This is a genomic window from Kordia periserrulae, assembly GCF_003054265.1.
GTDB classification, from domain to species: domain Bacteria; phylum Bacteroidota; class Bacteroidia; order Flavobacteriales; family Flavobacteriaceae; genus Kordia; species Kordia periserrulae.
The window spans coordinates 163,005-185,790 of the sequence record NZ_QBKT01000007.1 but is presented as its reverse complement, the minus strand read 5'-3'; the positions used below and the strand labels follow the sequence as shown (position 1 = coordinate 185,790).

Below are 22,786 nucleotides of genomic sequence, written 5' to 3'. Positions count from 1 at the left end.
AATATACACACAATGATGAAAACAATTAGAAAACAATCAAATCGTATAGGTATTGCGCTACTAGTATTGGTAGCTAGCTTAGGCTTCACGTCTTGTGAAGATCAGCTAGACTTAGAGCCAATTGTAGAGCAGTCGGCAGCGAACGTTTTTGACGATCCTGCGGCGTACGAGCAATTCCTTGCTAGAATTTATGCAGGTTTTGTTGTAAGTGGTCAACAAGGTCCTGCGGGTAATCCTGATATTACAGGAATTGATGAAGGATTCTCAAACTATTTGAGACAATACTGGAAACACCAACAATTAACAACTGATGAAGCGTTAATTGCTTGGAATGATGGAACAATTCATGACCTTAACTGGCAAGTTTGGACGCCAGCCAATGAATTTATCACAGCAATGTACAACAGAATTTATTTCCAAATCTCTATTTCGAATGAATTCCTAAGAGCAACCGCTGATGTGCCAGAATCAGAATTCTTGCCAGCAGCTTACAAAGCTGAAGTGCGCTTTTTAAGAGCATTAAGCTATTGGCATGCTATTGATATGTTTGGAAACGTTCCGTTTGTAACTGAACAAGACCCAATTGGAGCATTCTTACCTACACAAGGAAGTAGAGCAGAAGTTTTTGACTTTATCGTTTCTGAATTGACAGCAATTGAGCCAATCATGATTGATGCACGTCAAAATGTATACGGAAGAGCTGACAAAGCGGCTGTATGGATGTTATTAGCAAAATTACACCTAAATGCAGAAGTGTACAAAGGTACAGACCAAAGTGCACAAGCAATTCCATACTTGGAAAACATTATCGGAGCTGGATATACGTTACATACAGATTATGACGAATTATTCTTAGCAGATAATGACACCAACGGAGCGCAAAACGAAATGATTTTCTCTTTCAACTCTGATGGTTTAAACACACAAGGATTTGGAGCGATGACGTTCTTAGTACACGCACCAGTTGGTGGAAATATGAGCGCAGCAGCTTTCGGTATCAACGGAGGTTGGGGCGGAATTAGAACAACAAAAACGTTCGTGAATCAGTTTCCTAATGGAGCAATGTCTGTAGATGATAGAGCCAACTTCTTTACAGATGGTCAAGAATTAGAAATTGCAGATGTATTCAACTTCAACGATGGATATGCAGTAGAAAAATTTAAAAATGTTACGAGCCAAGGAGTGCCAGGATCGGATGCTTCGGGCGACTTTATCGATACAGATTTCCCTGTATTCCGCTTGGCAGATGCGTACTTAATGTATGCGGAAGCGGTAAAAAGAAGTGGACAAGGCGACCAAGGATTGGCAGTACAATATGTGAATTTGGTAAGACAACGTTCAAACGCTACGCCAATTGGAGGTTTCTCTGAAATCACAGACGAATTCTTATTATCAGAACGTTCAAGAGAATTATACTGGGAAGGTCACAGAAGAACAGATTTAATTCGTTTCGGACAATTCTCAGACCAAGGTGTATGGCCATGGAAGGGAAATGTTGAAAACGGAACAACAACAGAAGCCTTTAGAGACTTATTCCCAATTCCTTCTACGGACATTACCGCAAACCCTAACTTAACTCAAAACCCAGGTTACTAAAAAAATATTCAAATGAAAAAAGTAAACAAAATAGCAACAGGCTTTTTAGCAATCGTAGCCTTTGTTGGATTCAACGCATGTAGCGATGATGACAACCTAATCATTGCTTCTCCTCAAGGTGGACCAGAATTACGAACTCCTGCATCAGGAACCGCTTTAATCTTAAATGCGGATAACGCTCAAAATGTAGCAACTACACTTGTGTGGGATGATGCAGATTACGACACGCAAACTGCTATAACGTATGATGTACAAATCGCTTTAGGCGGAACAGAATTTGCAGCACCAGTGAACGCAGGTTCTACCAACGAAAGATTCCTTTCTTGGACACACACGCAATTAAATGACGCTGTAATCGGATTAGGATTAAGTCCATTTGTAGCAGGAGATATAGATATTCGTATTGTTTCTTCTATAGGAACACAAGATGCACAACAGCAAATGTCTGATGTGTTAACATTAAACGTAACACCATACACTACATCATTACCAATGATTGCTGTACCTGGAAACCACCAAGGTTGGGATCCTGCAACAGCACCAAGATTAGCTGCTTCAGACTTTGGAGCTTCTGACTATGAAGGATATGTTTGGTTAGAAACAGAATACAAATTTGTAGCTCCAGATGATGCAGGAAACTTTGCTTGGGGAAATACAGATTGGGGAGATGATGGAAGTTTCTCAGGAATCCTTGCAGTAGATGGAGAATCAAACGTACCTGCAACACCAGGATACTACCTTTTACAAGTAGATACTGAAAACTTAACATACAGTGCTACACAATATTCAAACTGGGGATTAATCGGTTCTGCTACACCAACAGGTTGGGATAGCGATAACGATATGACGTATGACCCAGCGACACAAACATTCTCAATCACTATCAATTTGACAGCAGACGAAATTAAGTTTAGAGCAAATGATGGTTGGGACTGGAACTATGGAGATACTGGAGCGGACGGACGATTAAATCCAGGAGGAGATAATATTGCCGTACCAGCAGCAGGAAACTATACAGTAGTGTTAGACTTAAGTAATCCTAGAGAGTACACATATACGTTAACACAAAACTAGAAATCACTTAAAAAGGCTGTAACAATCATTGTTACAGCCTTTTTTGTCTTTACAATAAACAATCAAAATAATAGCTATGAAATATGTTGTGAAACCTCAAAGCTTCATAACAAATTCCATCTGATAAAAACAAAGACACAGATGCAAAAAAAATTACACATATTACTCTGTTTACTGTTTGTAAGTATTGCGTTTGGGCAAGTAACTATCACGCCCAATCCTTTTGAGGTTAACCAATCCATTACCATTACAGTAGACATCAACAGCACAGCGACGGATTGTGACGGAATTACCAGTCCGAATAAAGTATACCTGCATTCAGGTGTAGGAACAGACGCCAATCCATGGACCTATGTTGTCGGAAACTGGGGACAAGATGATGGCGTTGGAGAAATGACCGATATGGGCGGTGGATTATGGCAAATAACCATTACACCAGAAACCTATTACGGTTTAAATGCAACACAAGCAGCAACCATTACCAAAATGGGAATGGTGTTTAGAAACGAAACAGGTACGCAAGAATTAAAAGCAACGGGCTGTTCTGATTTCTTCTTTGATGTAGGTGCTTTTCAAACTACGTTAGTAACGCCAAACAGCGGAAGTACTACCATTTTAGCGTCAGGTTCCAACCTTACCATTACGGCAAACAATACAGGTGGAAGCGCTACATATGTGCTAAAAGCTAATGGTACTACCATCAACTCTAACAGCGGAACTTCCTATTCATACACCGATATGAATATTACTGAAAACAAAAGTTACGAGTTGGAAGTAACGCTTGGCGGAACAACTATTACACGAACATTCAGTGTAGTTATCAATCCTGGAACGGTAACTGAAAATTTACCAGCAGGATTGGAAGACGGAATCAACTACGATGCCGATACGTCTAAAGCAACGTTGGTATTAGACGCTCCAAATAAAGACTTTGTATATGTTGCAGGAAGCTTCAACAACTGGCAACCAGACGCAACCTATGCAATGAAAAAAGACGGAGCCACTGGAAAATTTTGGCTAGAACTCACAGGATTAACGCCAGGACAAAACTATACGTATCAATATTGGGTAGTGGACGAAACGCCAATTGCGAACTCACCAGCATTGGTAAAAACGGCAGATCCATACTCAACCTTAGTATTATCTCCGTTTGATGATCCATTTATTCCAGCAACAACCTATCCAAATCTTCCAGCGTATCCTGCGGGACAAGAACGTGAAGTAACGGTATTGCAAACGGGACAAACGCCGTACAACTGGCAAGTAACCAACTTTGTAAAACCTAAAAAAGAAGATTTAATCATTTACGAAGTATTAATTCGCGATTTTGATGCAGATAGAAATTATCAAGATCTTATTGACCGTATTGATTACTTTAAAGACTTAAACGTGAATGCCATTCAGTTGATGCCAATCATGGAATTTGAAGGCAACGAAAGTTGGGGATACAATACGTCATTTCACATGGCTTTGGATAAATATTACGGAACGGCAGACAAATTTAAAGAGTTTGTAGACTTATGTCATCAAAACGGAATTGCGGTTATTTTAGATATTGCTTTAAATCATGCATTCGGTAGAAACCCTATGGTTCGTATGTGGATGAACGATCCAGATGGTGACGGTTGGGGCGATCCAAGTGCTGAAAATCCATATTTCAATCAAGTAGCAACGCACAGTTATAGCGTAGGTTCTGACTTTAATCACCAACAAGCAAGAACACAGTATTATACAGAACGCGTTGTAAAGCACTGGATTGAAGAATATAATATTGACGGTTTCCGTTGGGATTTAACCAAAGGATTCACACAAGAATGTACTGCAAGTGATGAAGGTTGTACCAACGGTTACAGAAACGACCGTGTTGCCATCTTAAAGCAATATGCAGACTATTCTTGGTCAATAGACGATACACATTATGTCATCTTTGAGCATTTAGGACAAGACAATGAAGAAAAAGAATGGGCAGACTATCGCTTAAATGAAGGAAAAGGAATCATGTTATGGGGAAAAATGACCAATGAATATAACCAATTAACGATGGGCTTTGCTTCTAGTGCAAATATTACCAGAATGGGACACACGAGTAGAGGTTTCAACGGAAAACGTTTGGTTGGATATGCAGAAAGCCACGATGAAGAACGATTGATGTATAGAAATCTTCAATTTGGAAATACGGCATTATCGTCTCACAATGTACAAGATTTAAACACGGCCTTATCAAGAATGTCTGCTTTAGGAGCGGCTTCATTGACAATTCCTGGTCCAAAAATGATTTGGCACTTTGGCGCGTTGGGAATGGAGAATTCTATATTTACCTGTAACAACGGAACGGTAAACACACCAAGCGATCCAGCACCAGGTGATTGTAAATTAGATACCAAACCACAGCCACAATGGACAAACAATTGGTTGGGCGATCCAAACAGAGCAAAAATTTATAATGATTGGGCACGATTGATTCAACTCAAAATAGACGAACCTGTATTTGAAGGAAACTATGCCATTAGCCCATACATCAACGACATTCGTCAGCGAATTTATATTTTTGATGATGCACTTCCTGCTACAGACTTAAAAAATGTAGTGATTTTGTGTAATTTCTCTGTGGCAGATTTGACGATTGTTCCAGACTTTCCATATACAGGAACTTGGTACGATTTGATGGACGAAACAGGAAACACCAGCATCAACGTTACCAATACGGCAGATCCAATTGCGATTCCTGCGGGACAATTTAGAATCTTTGGAAATCAACAATCAATTCTAAGCACAGAAGAATTCCAAAACACAGCAAATACGCTTTCCTTATATCCAAATCCAGCTTCTGACAGCTTCAAACTAGACAAACAAGTAGAAGAAGTACAGATTTTTGATATCACAGGAAAACAGCTAAAAACCTTTACAGGAGGATTTGACGCAGGACATTCGTTTGATGTTTCTGAATTGACAAATGCATTATACTTAGTAAAAATCGTTTCCAATCAAGGAACGGCAACTAAGAGATTACTTATAGAATAACATTTTTTTCTGATACGTGAATCAGCTATCATTATTTGACTAAACTTGTTCGTAGCTAGTGTGTTATTACGACGTTAAAAATTAAGAAGAAAATGTTTTAAAAAGATCGCTTCACGGCGGTCTTTTTTTATGGATTGAACATAAAGTCAATAAAATATACGATACTTCTGGGTAACGCTTTCCAAATGTGTGAACATTATACTATTAACTTTAAATTTTTTTATTATGAAAAAAAGAAGCTTGAATGCATTACGACTCAACAAAAAGTCTATTGCAACACTTCGTTTATTGGGCGGACGACCACCAAAAACTCACGGTTGTGGAGGTTCTGACGTTCCAAGTGACGATCCTGTTGAATGGTTTACAGACGCTGCAGAGCGCGCTTGCGAAACCTTTGATGGAACAGGTTGCTTCTAAAGGAAAGTAATCGGTAAAGCGGACTTCGGTTCGCTTTATTTTTTGCGTAAAGACTCAATCTATCTATTTCAAACAGAAAAAAAGACTGTCTAAAATACGTGTAAAATTTCTTTTTAGCATACCCTATCGTGATATAACTTTTAGTGGTTTTAAAGCTATTATTTTTCTCGCCACAATACAACTTTTCCTTCTTTTAATAAGTTTCCAAAAGTATAATGAGTATTACCTTTTCTATGGATTGTTAATTGTCCTTCAGCATTACCAGTCCAATCAGTAACATAAAAAAAGCGGCTTAAAGAAAAGAGATCTAAATAGTTTTCAGACAATGTGTTTTGAAACTTTTTAGTAATTTCTTCCACTTTTTTTCTAGTGGCTATTTGCCAATCGTCATATCCTAAATAACTAAAATTGCCTTGAGAAAAAGCATTCTTGGTTTCTAGCCATGTTCTAAAAGGAAGTTTTAATGGATTCACGACCATTTCATTACTATTAGGTACATCAATAGTATTAAAAGTATATCCGTTTTCGTATGTTTTAGGAAGTTCGTTTAGCATATATGTTTCAAAAGCTATTGGAAGCGCGTCTTTTTTATTGACAAGTACATTTTTTGAATTCCCAGTAGTTCCAAGATACAATCCTGAAGCTCTATTTTGAAGAATATAAAAATCGTTGTTTATTTTCTCAATGTTCCAAAACTGATCTAGTAGCGATGTATTTTTCAATTTTTCAAACACCACTAATTGACCAAGAACATTGTCAAAATAAGGTGTTGTATCGGAGGTCATAATTGGACTCAATACTCTTCCATTTGCTGTAATTCTATATCCTGCATCAGCTCCAAAGTATTCAATCTTATAGATAAAATTTAAGGAAATGTTTTTGCTTCTTTCGTTTATAGTTGAAGTATTTCCCATGATATAGGTTCTACAAAAAGAATCAGAATTAGTCCCAAAACATGGAATTGTTGGGGCATATATTTCTTGGTTTGCAAAGCTCTTTCGTATATAAGTAATACTATTTTTTGTTATTGACGTTTGAGTCATCCACTGAAAACCTATAATATCAGCATGTCTTACAGCTTTTGGAATTTTATTTCCTGCAACAAATCCTCTAGAAAAACTTTTATTGAGAGCGATAACATTAAATTTTCCAGCTCTTCTGTCTGTTTTTCCGTAGTAGCCCGCTAATACTTGCGATTTGCCTTTTAGCATATCAGGACGATCATTTCCTGGATGGTAACGTGTTATATATTTCCCATTATAAGTTTTAATCATGTAAAAATCACTGTCCTTAACAGGAATAAAATCAAATAATGAATAGCGTGGTACTTTTCCATTGGACTTTTTCTTCATTGAAGCAACTAAAAGAAAACTAGGGCCTTTTTTTCTACAGTCGCCACATACAGAAAGATATGTGCCAGCATAGGTGCGCAATCGTATTTTCCCATCTTGATATTCTACAGTGTAAATAGATTCCTTGTTAGGTTTTCTACTAGAAGCGCTAGTATTAGACGTTACTGTTAGGTTGATGGAAGTGTATTTTAATTTTTGACAGTCTTTGCAAACTGTTGCCCATCGATTTAAGTCGGTTACTAAGGCGATTTTAGTTCCTTCTGGGATAGTTTGTTGTGCAAATACACGGTTAATACTAGTCGATAAAATCAATAAAAAGCATGATACTACGAGTAAATGTTTCATAAATGTTTAAAAATTAGTTCATAATTATTTTTAATTACAACAACACTTTTACTCGATAATCGAGCATTAAAAATGCTCCGAAGTTTGTGTCAAAATGTCTGAATGGTTTCTACTGGATACTTCATGGGCTTGCCCCAAGTAGTTGCCTTTTTATTGATAATCACACTATTTTAGTGTTTTTAGCTTTTTCTTTGTTATTACCGTAGTAGTATCTTGACTTTGCGCCATTCCAAAAATAAAACTATAGTCAGATGCATACTCTTTTCCGTCTTTTGTATGGTTAATTCCAGCACCGACATGACAATCCAAACAGGAAATCTTTTGAATATAGGTTTCCATCGAAACATTGGTCATAATCATCGGTGTTTTTCCGCCGTCTTTTAACGGTGTAAAAGTTAGATTATCATCATCAGAAACAGCACTAGAAGGCCACTGACTGTCTACTAATTTGTAATATTTAAAAACACTTTCTGGAGCCAATTTAGCAATGCGTTCGTGTACAAACTTGTTCAATACTTTCGCGTCCAATCCAACAGTAGCTTCGTGCTCTTTTATCACCTGAACAGGTGTGGTAATGGAATCTTTTTTGACGTTTGGTGTCTGATTTGGTGTGTCCATGTATTTCTCAGGATTGTACAACAACCAATCTACATCGGATTCTTTTAATGGTTTCTCAGGAGCTAAATCCACATGTTCAAACGTTGCCCAGTGGAATTGCGGCATAGTTGGAGTCTTTTGAATAATATGCAATCCTACCAAACCGAGTTTCGTTTCTTTATAATCCTTCATAATCACGGAATCTCTGCTTTTTACTTTTACTGTTTGTGGAACCATAGCGGTAATAATTTTATAACGATTTTTCAATCTGTCATAATCTGCATCAGAAATTTCACGCCAAGAGGCTTTAATCTCAATAGAACCGTTCGGCAACCAAATTCCGCCATTTTCTGCCATTTTATTTTGGTATACAGGATCGTATAATTTCTGTGTTGAAATATAATCAAACTCTGTATGGTTTACTTTAATTTCGTACCAAATCAACTTTCCATTTTGATCGGTCAGCCAAGAAGTTCCTCCAGAAGCTTGAAACAACTCGTTTACAACTTCATCATCGTCATCAAACTTACTAAAATCAGCGATTTCTCGGTACGAAACATTATCATTGGGATTTGTGTCCATCAACTTGTCCAAATTACTTCCCCATTGTGTGGGTTTGTGTTTGGTAAAAATACTTTCCGCACTTTTATACGTTCCAAGCGTCATAGGAGTCAAATCTCCAGGTTTCCCCCAATCTTTTATTCCTTTTGAACGATCTGGTTGTCCTGCTTCTACAGGACTCGATGGCCAAGTCAACGCAATAAAAGACTGCCAGGCAAAGGTATTGGCACATTGCTGATTCAGAAGTTTTACATCTATTGGATTGTCTGGTAAAAATACCAATGTATCGCAGCCAACGCCGCATGCATTGGAGGCAGACAAGTCTGTATATGTAGTATTTTTTTTATTGCAGCCAATAACCAAAAGGATTGCTACAACAGTTACGAAACTGATTATTTTTGTCTTCATTGTATACATTTTAATGGTTATTATTGTGCTAAAGCATCAGCAGCGACCACTTCTAACATGTGCGGTACTGCGAGCCCAAAATTATTTTGCGTTACTAAAATACTATACTGTCCAACAGGCGTATCTTCAGGAACATTTACACTAATGATAAAGGTGTATTCATTTCCTTTTGTAAGTGTTTCAAAGGCTTTGTCGTTTCCAGCATAACGCGCGGAAACTTCAATATTACTATCGGGAAAGCTGATGTTGAAGTTTTCTGGTTTAAAATCATTAGGTGAAATTTCATTTCCGTAGGCATCCACAACATTGCTGATAACCACCGCAAGATTATTTACTGTAGTTCCTTGTGCTACTTGTGTAATATTGCATGTGACGTTGGCAAACACATTCAATTTATTATACTCGCTGATGCTAGTTTTTAAAATATTGGCATCCACAAAATAATCCACGCCAACAATTCCGTTGTCGGAAGTACAATCAAGTTCTCTGGCTTTGGTTTCGGTAGAAGCAGGTTTTCCCGCTGCGGCAAGTTGAACTTTGATGGTTTCCATAACCTGCGAGCCGTATTTTATGTTCTTCCCAAATACTTTAAAATCTTCCAATGTGATGCTTTGATCCCAACTTTCAGGAACTTCCATAATCATGTGTAAAATCATATTGTTTGGATAGGTCATTTGGTCTTTTTTATTATGAACTTCTCCGCGAACAAATTTGAAACAATCCTGAATTTTAGCACCTTCTGGAGCATTGTCGGGTAGTTCAAAATACTGATACAAAGGCTCTTGCAAGTACAATCCAACAGGGTTTAACAGCGTAACTTCCAATCCTTCTTGCACAGCTTGATACACATTTTGTCCAATGTGCGGATCGCTATGACGAAAACGTCTACCGTACTTACTGCAACAAATCAATGTGTTAGCGTCTGCGTTTTCCTCTACATTATAACTGCGCAACACAGCTCCGCCGCCCGCAAGTACAATTTCAGCACTCAATTCATTTGGCGGACTTGTTAAGTGCATAGCGCCGCCTTTGGTATCACTCATTTCGGTTCCGCTGTTCCATTTGTTAATTGGATTGTACGCTGGCAATTGTGTGGTTCTATCTATTACGGCATTTCCTTGTGCATCTGTGAGGTATAAATCTTCCAATTGAATATTGTTATTGTTGAGTGTTTTTTGATAAATTTCCAATACTTTATTAGGGTCTATCTTCCACATTGTCCAATAATATTCTGGGTTTTCACATGTAAAGTGAAGTCGGGTAATTTTTTTAGCGGTATTTCGCTTAATGCCCATTTCGCAATACTCATCAAGCCAACCTCTTGGTCCTAAGGGATCAAAAAGTTTCAAATTTTCAGGATTTGGATTGCAAGGACTTTGCGGAATGTAGACAATACTGTCTTTGTATGCTGCTTGATATGCTTCTGGTCCTATATCTACCATTTTGTACATCAAATCTGTACCTTTTACAAATCCATAAGTGTCAATAAATTTTTGTTTTAAGTAATACAACACTCGCCCTGGAAATGCTTCCCAACGTACAGCGATTTGTGCGGCATCTTTAAAAAAATCAGGATGCTCTTTAGGATTTACATAAGTTTTCCCGGGAACGGTATAATCGTAGCCGCCGCTTAAATTATAATCAGCAGACGTTACGGTATATCGATGTACATATTTGTCCCAAGCATCTGCAAAGGCAGCTCTTTTCTCAGGGTCTTGAAAGTCCTTATTGCCTTGATACGCTGGTGTATCAAACATAAAGGTACTGTCGTTTGTTTGCGGGCCGGACATGTTCATCAGTAACAATCCGAACACAACTACCAGCAATACGGTGATAATGACTCTTTTCATTGTAATGGTATTTTGAGTTAGTTAAGAAAGCTTAGTTTGCAATAGCAATAGCAGAATTTACAGGAACAATTTTTGAATCGGCTCCTTGTTCTCCTTGCGGAATTGCTGGAAGCGTAAAATTGGCAATAGCACCTTTTTGGAATAATACACAATGTGTAGAACCACCAAACTGGAAATAGCCAATTTGTTCTCCTTTTTTTACTTTTTGCCCCACTTTTACCGTGATTAAGCAGGAAGATACTTCTGCCATTCCAATCGGCATGACGCACACTTTTCCTAGTTTTTTGTCGCCACTGTCAATAAAAATCAAAGCTCTTGCAGCAACTTGTGCCAAATATGCTTGTGAATTGTTTGGTCCTGCTGGATCAAAACCTTCGGAAGCGGCTTCTGAATAGTACGTTCCTTCTACGTGACGTACTTCTACAATTTTCCCGTCAATCGGAGCATGCCAGCGATGGTAGTTTTCAGCACTTAAATATGCTTGATACACCGTTCCGCCTTCGTAATAGTCTACATGTTGACCGTCGAGCATGTGTTGTAGTGAATACGGCTGCCCTTTAATCCAAAACTGACTCGTGCGTTGTACGTTATCGCTAATACGAAGCGGTGCTGCTTCACACGCACTTACAATTACTTTTTTGTCATTTGGTGATGCAACAGGTCTTTTTCCTTTTTTAAATTGACGAATAAAGAAATCATTCCACGACTTAAAACCCCAAAAAGGTTTTTTAGGATCGTGAATAAAATCTTGCATGCTCAACGCTTTGTAAGCACTTTTGCTCATCCATCCGGTTGGTGAAGTGTTGAGTACGTATAATGAATCAGAAGAATCTAAGTATTTTTGCCATTTTTTTAAGATTTTTCGAAGTGCTTTGTTCACTTTTGCGTCTGCAAATGCTGCCAAGCCTGCTGGGGTAATCATTGGAAAATCTAAAATTGCGTTGATAGGAAACCCAACCATTCCAGTTGTATTGTACTCAGGTGCAGTTTTTAACACATGATTCATGATAAGCAACATTTCCTGATAGTTTTCAATTTTTACGTCTCCACTATTAGGTGGCGGTGCAAATTTTGGTTGTTGCTGAAACATTTGCGTAAAATACATATTGATAATAGGATCGGTTTCAATTAACTTTTTAAAGCTTTTAATAGTAGGATCCAATTTTTGTTTTTTCTTTTTCGCCTCTTTTTTCGTTCTTTCAAGCCATATTGCGGCATCTTGTTTGGTTGGCAGCCAATTTCCCATACGGTTTGTTACGGGCATGTGTGCATCTTTGTTGGATAATTTCATGATATGATTGGTTTTGCGTTAGTTGTTATTACGATACAAATTGTAATGTTATAAATATGAGGCTATTAACGCATATTTTAGTACGTATTTTGACTAATTTGAAAAAACACGTATTTATACTCAGATATAAATTGCGAGATGCTGCGCTTTTATATTTTACAAGAATGCACAGAATGTATAGGATAGAAATGATTTTTGAATGTTTCTGTAAAAGGAAAGATTTTCAAAAATACTGGTTGTAGTATTTAGATGTTTTTGTTGTGTGTTTGAGTAGTTAAATTAAGAAATGACAGTTATTTTTTAAACAATTGAAGTTCGTTGCCAATTTTCAAATCTGGAATGCCATTGTATTTGCCTTCGAGATAGTCTTTTTCAAAAGAAGCATCTTTGCGAATTTTTTTATCATATAAAGATTCCATGGTGGTTACGCCGAATGGGTCTTTTTCCGTAATAATGATTTGATCGCGACGGAACAAACGACGTTTTGAATTGATTAACGACGGATTGTGCGAAGCAAAAATTAACTGTGCACCGTTCGGATTGTTCTCTGCGGAATTGAAGAATTCTACAATCGCTTTGCTCAAATGTGGATGCAATTGTGCGTCAAACTCATCAATAATCAACGTTTTTCCATGAATTAGCGCATCTATAATAGGTCCAGAAAGTGCTACATATTTTCCTGTCCCCAACGATTCGCTCACGAACAAATTGAAATAAATACTATCAATTTCTTCGTTATTTTCATCGTAAATAATGTGTTTGGTACTCACCACAACATTTTCTTCATCCGATTCTAAAATCATCTTCCGAATTTCTTTCGGAACATTTCCTTTTTCCAAAATCTCTTCGGTGAGTTTAAAACGCTCTACTTTGGTTTCGGTAAATCCTAAATCGGCATTCGCAATAAAATTGTCAATATATTTTTTCTTCTCAGGATCGTCCATCATATCAATGGTAAAATTGACCGTGTACCGATCTTGCATTCCTGAAATATAATGGATGCCGCTTAATGCCTTTAAAATCGCCATTCCTGTTGGAATATTGAATTGCGCACAAACAGACAAAAATAGCGCATTTTTCCGTGTAATAGAGGTCAAATTGCTACTCGCGGCATCATATTTTTTGGTGATGGTAATCTTTTGAAAATCTCGCTCAAATAAAAGCTGTTCCTTGTTTTTTGTGGTCATATACAACCATTCTTTATGGATTTCGGTATCATCTACTAAAAAACCATAACGATATTTGACAGCTTCGTGAATAAATACCAACTCAAAAAAACTTGGTTTTTCCAATGTTTCTGTCGACAAGCAAAACGGTTGGACTTCTATCGGTTCGTCCGATTGTGAATCTTTGGAAGAATTTAAAATAAACTTTCGCGCAAACTTAATGGCTTTAAACAAGTTACTTTTTCCGTTGGAGTTGGCGCCGTAAATAACCATGCTCTTCAACAACGTTACATTTTTTAAGTCGGTTTGATGCAGATTCGTATCTCGCAATTCCGTAAGTGACGTCGCTGTGAAATCAATAGTCATTCTATTTTTAAAAGATAAATAGTTTTCTACTGTGAATTTTACGAGCATTTGGGTGTTTTTTAGAATTTATTCAATACAAATATATTACTTTATACGAAAATATCGTACAAAAAGGCAAATTTTGTTTTGCGTGAATAAAATAAAAGTATATATTTGTGCGTGTTTTTCTCATAAAAGGCATTTTTTTAAATGAAAAACAATTAAAATTCACGAAAAAATCGCAAATGTCGTATAGGTTGTTAGAAAATGCGAAAAAGGAAGTTTGATTTTTACGTACATACATAAAACTATAAATTACTTTAGAAAGAAAGTTAATGATAAAGAGAGAGTTTCCTTTTTACCGACAGTTAGATCAAATGGATTGTGGACCTACGTGTTTGCGTATGGTAGCAAAGCATTTTGGACGTGCTTATGCAATTGACTTTCTACGAAAGAAAGCCAACATCACCAGAGAAGGAGTTTCTTTGGGAGGAATTGCGGAAGCTGCGGAAGAAATCGGACTACATACGTTGGCAGTAAGCGTTGATTACAAAACGTTAGTAGATGATGTGCCGTATCCGTGTATTGCACACTGGCGTCAGCGTCATTTCGTAGTCGTCTACAAAATAAAAAGAAATACCGTATATGTTGCCGATCCAGCGCATGGTTTGGTAAAATATTCAAAAGAAGATTTTATAAAAGGTTGGATTGGTTCTACTGCCGATTCTGAATCAGCAGAAGGATATTTGTTGTTGTTAGAACCGACTCCAGAGTTTTATGAAATGGAGAAGGAAGAAAAGAAAGAATATGGTTTCAAGTTCCTGTTTTGGTATTTTAAACCGTATAAAAAATACATTCTTCAATTAATTTTAGGATTGCTGGTCGGGAGTTTGCTGCAATTAATATTTCCGTTTTTAACGCAATCGGTTGTGGATTATGGTATTAATTATCAGAATAAAAACTTTGTCTTTCTCATCTTAATTGCGCAATTAACCCTGTTTATTTCGCAAACTACGGTCGAATTGATTCGAGGTTGGATTCTACTTCACATGACGAGTCGTATCAACATTAACCTGATTTCTGATTTCTTAATCAAGTTGATGCGTTTGCCGATTGCCTTTTTCGATTCTAAAAATACGGGAGATATTATTCAGCGTATTTACGACCACAACCGAATTCAGAGTTTCTTGTCGTCTACAACTTTAAATACGTTGTTTTCTGCGTTTAATATGTTCATTTTTGGTGGAGTTTTGGCGTATTATAACATGCAAATCTTTGTCGTTTTCTTTGTGGGATCAGCCCTGTACATTGGTTGGACACTTTTATTTATGAAGAAACGTGCGGAACTCGATTACAAACGATTCGATCAATCATCCGACAACCAAAGTAGTTTGTATCAGCTGATTTCGGGAATGCAAGAAATTAAACTGAACGGTTCTGAACGAAGAAGACGTTGGGAATGGGAAGCCATTCAGGTGCGCTTATTTAAAATTTCCATCAAAGGATTGGCGCTTTCGCAAACACAAAATACAGGTGGACGATTTATCAACGAATTGAAAAATATCATCATAACCTATATCGCGGCAACGTCTGTAATTGACGATCCGTTGTTTACCTTAGGTATGATGCTGTCGGTACAGTATATCATTGGGCAATTAAACTTACCAATCAACAACTTCATTACATTTATTCAGTCGGGACAAGATGCGAAAATCAGTTTGGAGCGTTTGTCTGAAATTCACAATAAAGACGATGAGGAAGATCGTTTTGAAGAAAACATTAAAGAATTACCAGAAGATAAAACTATTAAAATTACCAATGCAAGTTTCCGTTACGGCGGAAAAAGTTCACCGTTAATCTTAGACGATATCACGGTTGACATTCCAGAAGGGAAAGTAACCGCAATTGTAGGAGCCAGCGGAAGTGGAAAAACGACTTTGATTAAATTATTACTCAAATTTTACGAATTTAACGAAGGTTCTCTTCATATTGGACCGCACAAACTAGGTGATATTAGTACCAAAACTTGGCGTAGAGCGTGTGGTTCGGTAATGCAAGATGGTTTCTTGTTTGGAGATACCATTGCAAGAAATATTACAGAATCTGATTCGGAAGGAATTATTGACAAGCAACGTTTGATTCACGCCGTAAAAGTGGCAAATATTGAAGATTTTATCGAAGAATTGCCATCAGGTTATAATACTAAAATTGGTTCGAGTGGTGTGAATGTTTCGGGTGGACAGAAACAGCGAATTTTAATTGCACGCTCTGTGTACAAAGATCCAAAATATATTTTCTTTGATGAGGCAACCAGTGCCCTAGATGCGAACAATGAAAAGGTCATTATGGAGAATTTACAAGAATTCTACAAAGGAAAAACCGTTGTTGTGGTAGCGCATCGTTTGAGTACGGTAAAAAATGCAGACCAAATTATCGTGTTGGATAAAGGAAAAATTATCGAATTAGGAAACCACGAAGAACTTACCGCAAAACGCGGAGCATATTATACATTAGTAAAAAATCAATTAGAGCTAGGAAACTAATATGGCTAAGAAGAAAGACAAAAAACCAGAAGAAAAAAAGGAAGAGAGACGCAAGAAAATCAATGATCTTGACGAACGTTCCGATCAGGTAAAGGAAATTTTGGGCCAGGCTCCGAATTGGGTAATTCAATGGGGAATTTCCGTAGTGTTTATTATTATCATTCTCTTTTTGGTAGGATCGGCGCTGTTGAGTTATAACGACATCATTCCTGCACGCGTGACGATTACATCTGAAAATCCACCAGCACATTTAACGGCAAAAGCTTCTGGAAAATTGACCAGTATTTTTGTGGAAGCTGGACAAAAAGTAGCAGCAGACGAAGTGTTAGCCGTGATTGAAAACACCGCAAATTTTGACGATGTACAATTGCTCAAAAAAAAGCTAAAAGATTTTATTCCAAGTGATAACGATTTTGACTCCCTTAATTTTCGTTTCCCAACAAAGTTAAAACTAGGTTCTATTCAGCCTGCATACAATCAGTTTAGAGCGCAATATTTGTCGTATTTAAACTATACAATTTTTAATAACGAGAAAAATCAAGCAGCCAATATTCGTTTGCAATTGAACAGAGTTCGTAACCGATTGCGTAACAGTAAAAATCAGCTCGAATATCAAAAATTAGAAGTTGCCAATACCAAAAAGAGGTATGAAAAATTCAAGCGTTTGTATGCTAGCAGAAGTGTTTCTGAGCGAGAGTTTAAAGATCAAGAAAATATTTATTACGCTGCAAAACGCGCGTACGAAGGAACGTTGTCTAGCATAGAAAGTGATCAAAATTCTATTATTACACTCGAAGGAACTTTACGTCAAGCATCTGTAGGTGATAAAAGCTCAGAAATTTCTACCGATCAAAATTTGGAACAAGCCAAACAAGATTTGGAGAATCAAATTTTACAGTGGGAACAGCAATTCGTGCTCAAATCGCCCATAAAAGGAGAAGTCACCGTTTTTGATATTTGGTCGAAATACCAAAATGTAAACGTTGGACAAGATTTATTTACGGTGATTCCAGATGAGATTGAAGGTATTATTGGGAGAGTTTCGTTTCCGGTAGCAAATTCAGGAAAAATTGAAGTTGGACAACGCGTTATTATCAAATTAGACAGCTATCCGTATCAAGAATGGGGAAGTTTATCGGGAGAAATCATCAATATTTCAGGTGTGCCACAGTTGAGCACACAAGGTGGTCCGCCAATGTACGTAGCGTACTTAAGAGTAGATTCGTTAACGAGTTCGTTTGAAAAGGATATCAATTTCAAACAAGAAATGGAAGGAACAGCGGAGATTGTCGTAGAAGAACTTACCGTAATGCAACGTATTTTTTATCAGTTGCGAGAAGTGTTTAGCAGAAAATAAACATCTTATTTTTTCATGATTATATAGAAAAAGCCTCAACAAAATTGTGTTGAGGCTTTTGTATGTATTAACATGCTTCGTAGCAGGAAATAAATTGTCTTGTTTGTGTAGCACCACAACCATCAGTACAACCATTGGTTTGACAACCGTTGTTGGTATTTCCGCAATGATCAGCGGTGTTACAATTGGCAGTTACATCACATCCGTCATAAGGACCTGTTGCGATACAGTCTGGATTTGTTGAAACAGTTCCATTACCACCTTTTAGATTGGCAGTATTTAACTCTGCAATTCTCGACTTTGTTAACGCTAGTTTGTGTACTCCTAATTTTTGTTTTTTCATGATTTAATTTTTTTATAGTTTATAAAAAAATACATGTATTAGGAATTTGGGAAATTACACTTATAAAGATAACGAACTAATAAGAGAAATAGTGTTTTAGAATTGTTAATTCATAAAAAAAGCCTTTAACAAATTGCTAAAGACTTTAAAAAACGGTTTGTAAATTTATTCTAACCTCCAAGACCATCACAAGTATCTGTATTTTGATCTGGATTAGTAGTGCGACTACCAGTCGTATTTGTTACGGTATCGCAATCTGTGTCTTTAGGGTCTCTGGTTTTACAATATAAATCATTTGTGTATGCAGGATTACAAGCTTGTTCTTGTGTTTCTGTTGTAGCTCCTCCAAATAGGATATGGGGATTTCCTATTCTTGAAATTTTTACTTTTCTCAGTTTTAGTGATTTCATAATAATCTTTGTTTTAGTTATACACTGCTAAAGTCTAAAAAAAAAGATAAATATCTAAAAGATACTATTGATGTTTTATAAAGCGTCAATTATGTAACTCTCTGTTTTTCAAGACTTTTAATGTAATATGATGGTAGCATATTGGTTTGTGCTTTAAAGGCTTTTGAAAAGGTTTCTGCACGTTTAAAACCAAACTCTTCTGCAATGGCCTTAATAGTGTACGAACGTAATTTAGAATCATTTTTAAGTTGTATCAACGCATCATTGATACGTAATTCGGAGAGATACGATTTGAATGATTTTTCTTTATAGGTGTTGATGACATTGGACAAATAGGTGGTATTTGTTTTTAATTTTTTAGCTACGTTACCCAGAGTACAATCTTGTCGTAGGTATAATTTTTTTTCTTCAAATGTTTCCAAGTCTTGTAAAATTTGCAACACATTTTCGTCAGTAATAGTGTTAGTAGCTTCTTTGACTTCTGTTTCAGAAATGATTTTTTCTTTTGGACGTTCCAGCTTTTCAATAGTAACCAACAATTCTTGAAAGCGCTTTTTATTTCGTTTTTGTTTTTGTCTATACCAAAGATAGAAACCAATCAACAGTATTAAAAGAAAAGCAGAAACGCTGTATAAATATTTGTTATTTTCGCCTAAAGATTGTATCTCTTCTTTCAAAGGAATAATGTCATGTTCCTTATGAAGTCTGTTATTTAGGGAAATGTCTAAGCTATCAATTCTTCTGTCTAACTCGTAAAATTTGTTGGCATATTGATTGGCTTTTTTGAAGTTTCCTAATGCAGAATGAGACAATCGTAAATATCTATATACTTCCTTTTTTTCTTGAAAATCCAAATTGAATTCGTCACAAATAGCAATTGTTTTTTCAAGATATTCTGTAGCCTGAGTATTTTTCCCCAATTCATATAAACTTTTTCCAATGTAAAAATAAGGAGTTGCTAAATTGGAAAGTTCGTTTTTGCTTTTGTAATACTTTTCTACTTCTCTACATATATCAATACTTTGTGCAAAATTTTTGTTTTGATATTCAATAATACTTTTGCTCATTAAAGCCCAATTGTAAGCATCATGAAACTCTTCTTTTGTAGCTAAATTTAAAGCTAAATCGTTGTACTGTTGTGCTTTTTTAGTTTGGTTAATTCTAAGATAAGTATCTGCTAGTTGCATTAAAACAGTACACTCGTTTTCTGCTTTTCTTTTTTCACTGTTATCAACTTTTTGAAGGATATCTAAACTTTCAAGTAAAATATTAATAGCTTCTTCATAATCTTTATGAATTTTTTTTATAAAGGATATGTTAATATTTATTATAGATAAGTTGAGCGGATTTTTTGTAAGCTTTGCATATTTTTTTGCATTTAGATAATTATCAAAACTTTCATTGTTTCTATTTATATCAAAGTAATTATTACCTTTTAAGCTGTAACTTTTATAGAGCAATAGGTTGTCATTTAATTCTGTTGCTAAATGTATGACTTCCTCCAAATCTTTTATAGATTCATCATACAATAACAATGCATACTTTACGTGTGCTACGTTATATTTTGCCCATGCCATTTGCGCTTTGTTATCCTCTTTTTTTGCGAGTTTGTAAGCTGCGATTGCATAGATTTCTGCTTGGGAAGTGTTTTTGTAAAAAGTGGCATCGTATAATGACAGCAACTCTTTATACGATTTTCCCTTTAGAGAATCCGTTTGTCCATTCAGCGAAAGCGAACAGAAAAGAAGGATAATAGGTAGAAGATATAGTTGTAAAGAAGAAAGTTTTTTAAGATGCATTCTCAAAATATTTGGTTGAATCGGTCTATACAAGTATAGCAGTTTTTATTCGGAGAAAAAAATAAGCAACACGAAAGAACATGTTTTTGGGAAAAAGCATAAAAAAAGCTATCCCAATTTTTGAGATAGCATCTGTATCAACGATATGTTAGGTAGTTAATCGCCCGAATTATTCAAGTTACTAGTTACATTGTTATCTATAGGCGCTCCAATGGTTCGCAATGTTGCGCCATTGGTTCCTGGAATACAGGAGTCATCATATTTTGTATCTAAAGTATAGGTTTCTGGGTGTTGCGGCTCTTGAGTCGTTTGTCCAGCAGCGCCGTTAACACCTCCCAATATCAAGTGCAAGTTTGTGACTCTAGAAATTTTTACTTTCTTAAGTTTTAACGATTTCATAATTCTATGTGTTTAGTTAACAGTATGAATATCCGAAATTTTTAGGAAAATAACAGCTTTTATGAGTGAGTTTTTATAAAATGTCACTACTTATTTTTTTGATTTTCAAGACTTTTTATATAATCTGAGGGATACATTTCTGTATGTGCTTTAAATACTCTTGAGAAGGTTTCAGAGCGCTTAAAACCAAATTCATTGGCGATGGCTTTGATAGTATACGAACGCAATTTGTCATCATTTTTAAGTTTTATCAATGCGGCATTAATTCGCAATTCTGAAAGATAGGAACGAAACGGTTTTTCTTTATAGGTATTGATAACATTTGACAAATATGAGGTATTGGTTTTTAATTTTTTGGCAACGTAACTGAGTGTACAATCTTGTCGCAAATACCATTCTTTTTCTTCAAAGGCTTCCAGTCCTTTTAAAATTTGAAGTACATTTTCGTCTGTGACAGGATTGGTATGTTCTTTGGAAACTTCTTCTTGGGAATTCGTTTCTTTTTTCTGTTGTTCCAGCGCATCAATTTTGACTAGTAGCTTTTGAAAACGAAGTTTGTTTTGTCCTTGTTTTCGTTTAAACCAGATAAAAAATCCGACTAAAAAGACTACTAAAAACGCCAATGAAATGTACAAATACTTAGTAAGCTTTCGTTGTTTTTGATTGGTACTATCCAAAAGTGCTACCTCATCTTGAAGCGGAACAATATCATACTTTTTATGAATAGTATTGTTGAGTTGCATGTTGATACTGTCATTCTTAACATCCAACGTGCTGTAATGATTAAAATTTTCTTTTGCTTTTTCTGTATTACCTAGTTCAGTATATGCTTGGTACAATATTTTATGAGCTTCCTTTTGGTCGGTAAAGGCAACGTCTTTATCAATGCTTAATTGTATGGCTTTTTCAAGATTTTCTATGGCTTTTTTATATTGTTTTTTCTTGTAAAAACTCTTTCCTAAGTAAAAATAAGGTGTCACCGTCATATTTTCACTTTTTAACGTTAGAAAGCTATTTTTTACTTCGGTACTGATTTCAATAGCTTTGTCATACTCTTGTTTTTGATACTTAATAATAGCATCATTCATTAAAATAACAACACAAGCCGTATTGAGTTCGTCATTTTCACAAGAATTCATAGCGATGTCATTGTAACGAGCTGCTTCTATAGGATTGTTAATACGTAAATACGTATCTGCAATATTCATCAATAAAATACGCTCATAAAGTTGTTTTCTTGGATGATTTTCAGGTATTTTTTCGACTTGAATCAAATTTTCTTTTAGTATTTCTAAGGCTTCTTGGTGGTCGTAATGAAGTTTTTTTAAATAAGCTATGTTGACAGAAACGGTGATGATATTGATAGGTTCTTGCAACAAATCAGCATATTTTTTTGCCAGAAGATATTGGTCTAATGCCTTAAATTCTTCTTTTAAATTAGAATATGCATTTCCTTCCAGAGTGTAATTGTCAAAAAGTAATTTGTTATTCTCGATTGCTTTTGCAATTTGCAACGACTTATCAGTATATTGCAGCGTTTCTTCATATTTTCCCAAGTAATACTTGGAAGCTGCTATGGCATACAACGCAGTTCCTATTTTTTTCTGGTCTTTTAAAATATTAGCTTTTTGATATGCTTCCTGCGCATATATTTCAGCACTTGTAGCATTGGTATGCATGGTGGCTTCAAATAGCGTTATCAACTCCTCATACGATTTTCCTTGCAACGAATCGACTTGTGCATTCAGCGATAGCGAACACAAGAATACGAACGTGCAAATTAGCGAGAAAATGGTTTTTGGGTTTTGCATACTAGAGGAATTAATGACCAGCAACTAGTACAATAATAACGGTTTTCTACCGAGAAAAAAAATAAGTGGGACAAACAACAACAGTTGAAGTATTAAAGGTT

At 36.0% G+C, this 22,786-nt stretch carries 16 protein-coding genes; 6 read left to right on the top strand and 10 right to left on the bottom strand.

Features of this window, described 5'->3' with window-relative positions; all coding sequences use genetic code 11:
• Positions 1-15: 15 nt before the first annotated feature.
• From C8N46_RS15225 to C8N46_RS15210, 4 genes are all read left to right on the top strand, one after another.
• Positions 16-1,596: a RagB/SusD family nutrient uptake outer membrane protein gene (locus tag C8N46_RS15225; protein WP_108115773.1), complete on the top strand. Its 1,581-nt coding sequence runs from the start codon at positions 16-18 to the stop codon at positions 1,594-1,596.
• A gap of 12 nt (positions 1,597-1,608) precedes the next feature.
• Entirely contained in the window at positions 1,609-2,670 is a 1,062-nt protein-coding gene (locus tag C8N46_RS15220) for a SusE domain-containing protein (RefSeq protein WP_108115772.1), read from the top strand.
• Between the two features lie 141 nt (positions 2,671-2,811).
• Positions 2,812-5,691 carry a DUF4961 domain-containing protein gene (locus C8N46_RS15215; RefSeq protein ID WP_108115771.1) on the top strand — a complete coding sequence of 960 codons (2,880 nt, stop codon included), beginning with the start codon at positions 2,812-2,814 and terminating at the stop codon, positions 5,689-5,691.
• A gap of 225 nt (positions 5,692-5,916) precedes the next feature.
• Positions 5,917-6,108, top strand: coding sequence for a hypothetical protein (locus C8N46_RS15210; RefSeq protein WP_108115770.1), 192 nt, complete (start codon positions 5,917-5,919; stop codon positions 6,106-6,108).
• Positions 6,109-6,266: 158 nt separating this feature from the next.
• Here C8N46_RS15210 and C8N46_RS15205 read toward each other — a convergent pair whose 3' ends face one another.
• From C8N46_RS15205 to C8N46_RS15185, 5 genes are all read right to left on the bottom strand, one after another.
• Complete coding sequence (locus C8N46_RS15205) at positions 6,267-7,805, bottom strand: RICIN domain-containing protein (protein ID WP_108115769.1); 1,539 nt, start codon at positions 7,803-7,805, stop codon at positions 6,267-6,269.
• 165 nt (positions 7,806-7,970) lie between these two features.
• The gene (locus C8N46_RS15200) at positions 7,971-9,371 is read right to left on the bottom strand and encodes a hypothetical protein (protein ID WP_108115768.1); all 1,401 of its coding nucleotides are present in this window, start codon (positions 9,369-9,371) and stop codon (positions 7,971-7,973) included.
• 20 nt (positions 9,372-9,391) lie between these two features.
• Positions 9,392-11,221: a hypothetical protein gene (locus C8N46_RS15195; RefSeq protein ID WP_108115767.1), complete on the bottom strand. Its 1,830-nt coding sequence runs from the start codon at positions 11,219-11,221 to the stop codon at positions 9,392-9,394.
• A 31-nt stretch (positions 11,222-11,252) separates the two neighbouring features.
• A complete protein-coding gene (locus C8N46_RS15190; RefSeq protein ID WP_211314500.1) occupies positions 11,253-12,512 on the bottom strand; it encodes a phosphatidylserine decarboxylase family protein in 1,260 nt (419 codons plus the stop codon).
• A 293-nt stretch (positions 12,513-12,805) separates the two neighbouring features.
• Positions 12,806-14,092, bottom strand: a complete 1,287-nt coding sequence (locus C8N46_RS15185; RefSeq protein ID WP_108115766.1) for an AAA family ATPase — start codon at positions 14,090-14,092, stop codon at positions 12,806-12,808.
• Between the two features lie 266 nt (positions 14,093-14,358).
• Between C8N46_RS15185 and C8N46_RS15180 the strand changes: the two genes are divergently transcribed.
• The gene (locus C8N46_RS15180; protein ID WP_108115765.1) at positions 14,359-16,566 is read left to right on the top strand and encodes a peptidase domain-containing ABC transporter; all 2,208 of its coding nucleotides are present in this window, start codon (positions 14,359-14,361) and stop codon (positions 16,564-16,566) included.
• 1 nt (position 16,567) lies between these two features.
• Positions 16,568-17,923: an HlyD family secretion protein gene (locus C8N46_RS15175; protein WP_108115764.1), complete on the top strand. Its 1,356-nt coding sequence runs from the start codon at positions 16,568-16,570 to the stop codon at positions 17,921-17,923.
• A gap of 67 nt (positions 17,924-17,990) precedes the next feature.
• Here the strand turns inward: C8N46_RS15175 and C8N46_RS15170 are convergent, their stop codons facing one another.
• The 5 genes from C8N46_RS15170 to C8N46_RS15150 all read right to left on the bottom strand — a co-directional run bounded on the left by C8N46_RS15170 (position 17,991) and on the right by C8N46_RS15150 (position 22,685).
• Positions 17,991-18,266: a hypothetical protein gene (locus tag C8N46_RS15170; protein WP_108115763.1), complete on the bottom strand. Its 276-nt coding sequence runs from the start codon at positions 18,264-18,266 to the stop codon at positions 17,991-17,993.
• 170 nt (positions 18,267-18,436) lie between these two features.
• Complete coding sequence (locus tag C8N46_RS15165) at positions 18,437-18,676, bottom strand: hypothetical protein (RefSeq protein ID WP_108115762.1); 240 nt, start codon at positions 18,674-18,676, stop codon at positions 18,437-18,439.
• Between the two features lie 89 nt (positions 18,677-18,765).
• On the bottom strand, positions 18,766-20,475 hold the full coding sequence (locus C8N46_RS15160) for an AraC family transcriptional regulator (protein ID WP_108115761.1): 1,710 nt from the start codon (positions 20,473-20,475) through the stop codon (positions 18,766-18,768).
• A gap of 156 nt (positions 20,476-20,631) precedes the next feature.
• Positions 20,632-20,874 (bottom strand): hypothetical protein, encoded by a 243-nt coding sequence (locus C8N46_RS15155; protein WP_108115760.1) that lies wholly within the window; start codon positions 20,872-20,874, stop codon positions 20,632-20,634.
• Between the two features lie 86 nt (positions 20,875-20,960).
• The gene (locus C8N46_RS15150; protein WP_108115759.1) at positions 20,961-22,685 is read right to left on the bottom strand and encodes a helix-turn-helix domain-containing protein; all 1,725 of its coding nucleotides are present in this window, start codon (positions 22,683-22,685) and stop codon (positions 20,961-20,963) included.
• Between the last annotated feature and the right edge of the window lie 101 nt (positions 22,686-22,786).

Excerpts from the sequence above, each read along its gene's own strand:
- C8N46_RS15225 (WP_108115773.1), top strand. The coding sequence starts at position 16 with ATGAAAACAATTAGAAAACAATCAAATCGTATAGGTATTGCGCTACTA.
- C8N46_RS15220 (WP_108115772.1), top strand. The coding sequence starts at position 1,609 with ATGAAAAAAGTAAACAAAATAGCAACAGGCTTTTTAGCAATCGTAGCC.
- C8N46_RS15215 (WP_108115771.1), top strand. The coding sequence starts at position 2,812 with ATGCAAAAAAAATTACACATATTACTCTGTTTACTGTTTGTAAGTATT.
- C8N46_RS15210 (WP_108115770.1), top strand. The coding sequence starts at position 5,917 with ATGAAAAAAAGAAGCTTGAATGCATTACGACTCAACAAAAAGTCTATT.
- C8N46_RS15205 (WP_108115769.1), bottom strand. The coding sequence starts at position 7,805 with ATGAAACATTTACTCGTAGTATCATGCTTTTTATTGATTTTATCGACT.
- C8N46_RS15200 (WP_108115768.1), bottom strand. The coding sequence starts at position 9,371 with ATGAAGACAAAAATAATCAGTTTCGTAACTGTTGTAGCAATCCTTTTG.
- C8N46_RS15195 (WP_108115767.1), bottom strand. The coding sequence starts at position 11,221 with ATGAAAAGAGTCATTATCACCGTATTGCTGGTAGTTGTGTTCGGATTG.
- C8N46_RS15190 (WP_211314500.1), bottom strand. The coding sequence starts at position 12,512 with ATGAAATTATCCAACAAAGATGCACACATGCCCGTAACAAACCGTATG.
- C8N46_RS15185 (WP_108115766.1), bottom strand. The coding sequence starts at position 14,092 with ATGCTCGTAAAATTCACAGTAGAAAACTATTTATCTTTTAAAAATAGA.
- C8N46_RS15180 (WP_108115765.1), top strand. The coding sequence starts at position 14,359 with ATGATAAAGAGAGAGTTTCCTTTTTACCGACAGTTAGATCAAATGGAT.
- C8N46_RS15175 (WP_108115764.1), top strand. The coding sequence starts at position 16,568 with ATGGCTAAGAAGAAAGACAAAAAACCAGAAGAAAAAAAGGAAGAGAGA.
- C8N46_RS15170 (WP_108115763.1), bottom strand. The coding sequence starts at position 18,266 with ATGAAAAAACAAAAATTAGGAGTACACAAACTAGCGTTAACAAAGTCG.
- C8N46_RS15165 (WP_108115762.1), bottom strand. The coding sequence starts at position 18,676 with ATGAAATCACTAAAACTGAGAAAAGTAAAAATTTCAAGAATAGGAAAT.
- C8N46_RS15160 (WP_108115761.1), bottom strand. The coding sequence starts at position 20,475 with ATGCATCTTAAAAAACTTTCTTCTTTACAACTATATCTTCTACCTATT.
- C8N46_RS15155 (WP_108115760.1), bottom strand. The coding sequence starts at position 20,874 with ATGAAATCGTTAAAACTTAAGAAAGTAAAAATTTCTAGAGTCACAAAC.
- C8N46_RS15150 (WP_108115759.1), bottom strand. The coding sequence starts at position 22,685 with ATGCAAAACCCAAAAACCATTTTCTCGCTAATTTGCACGTTCGTATTC.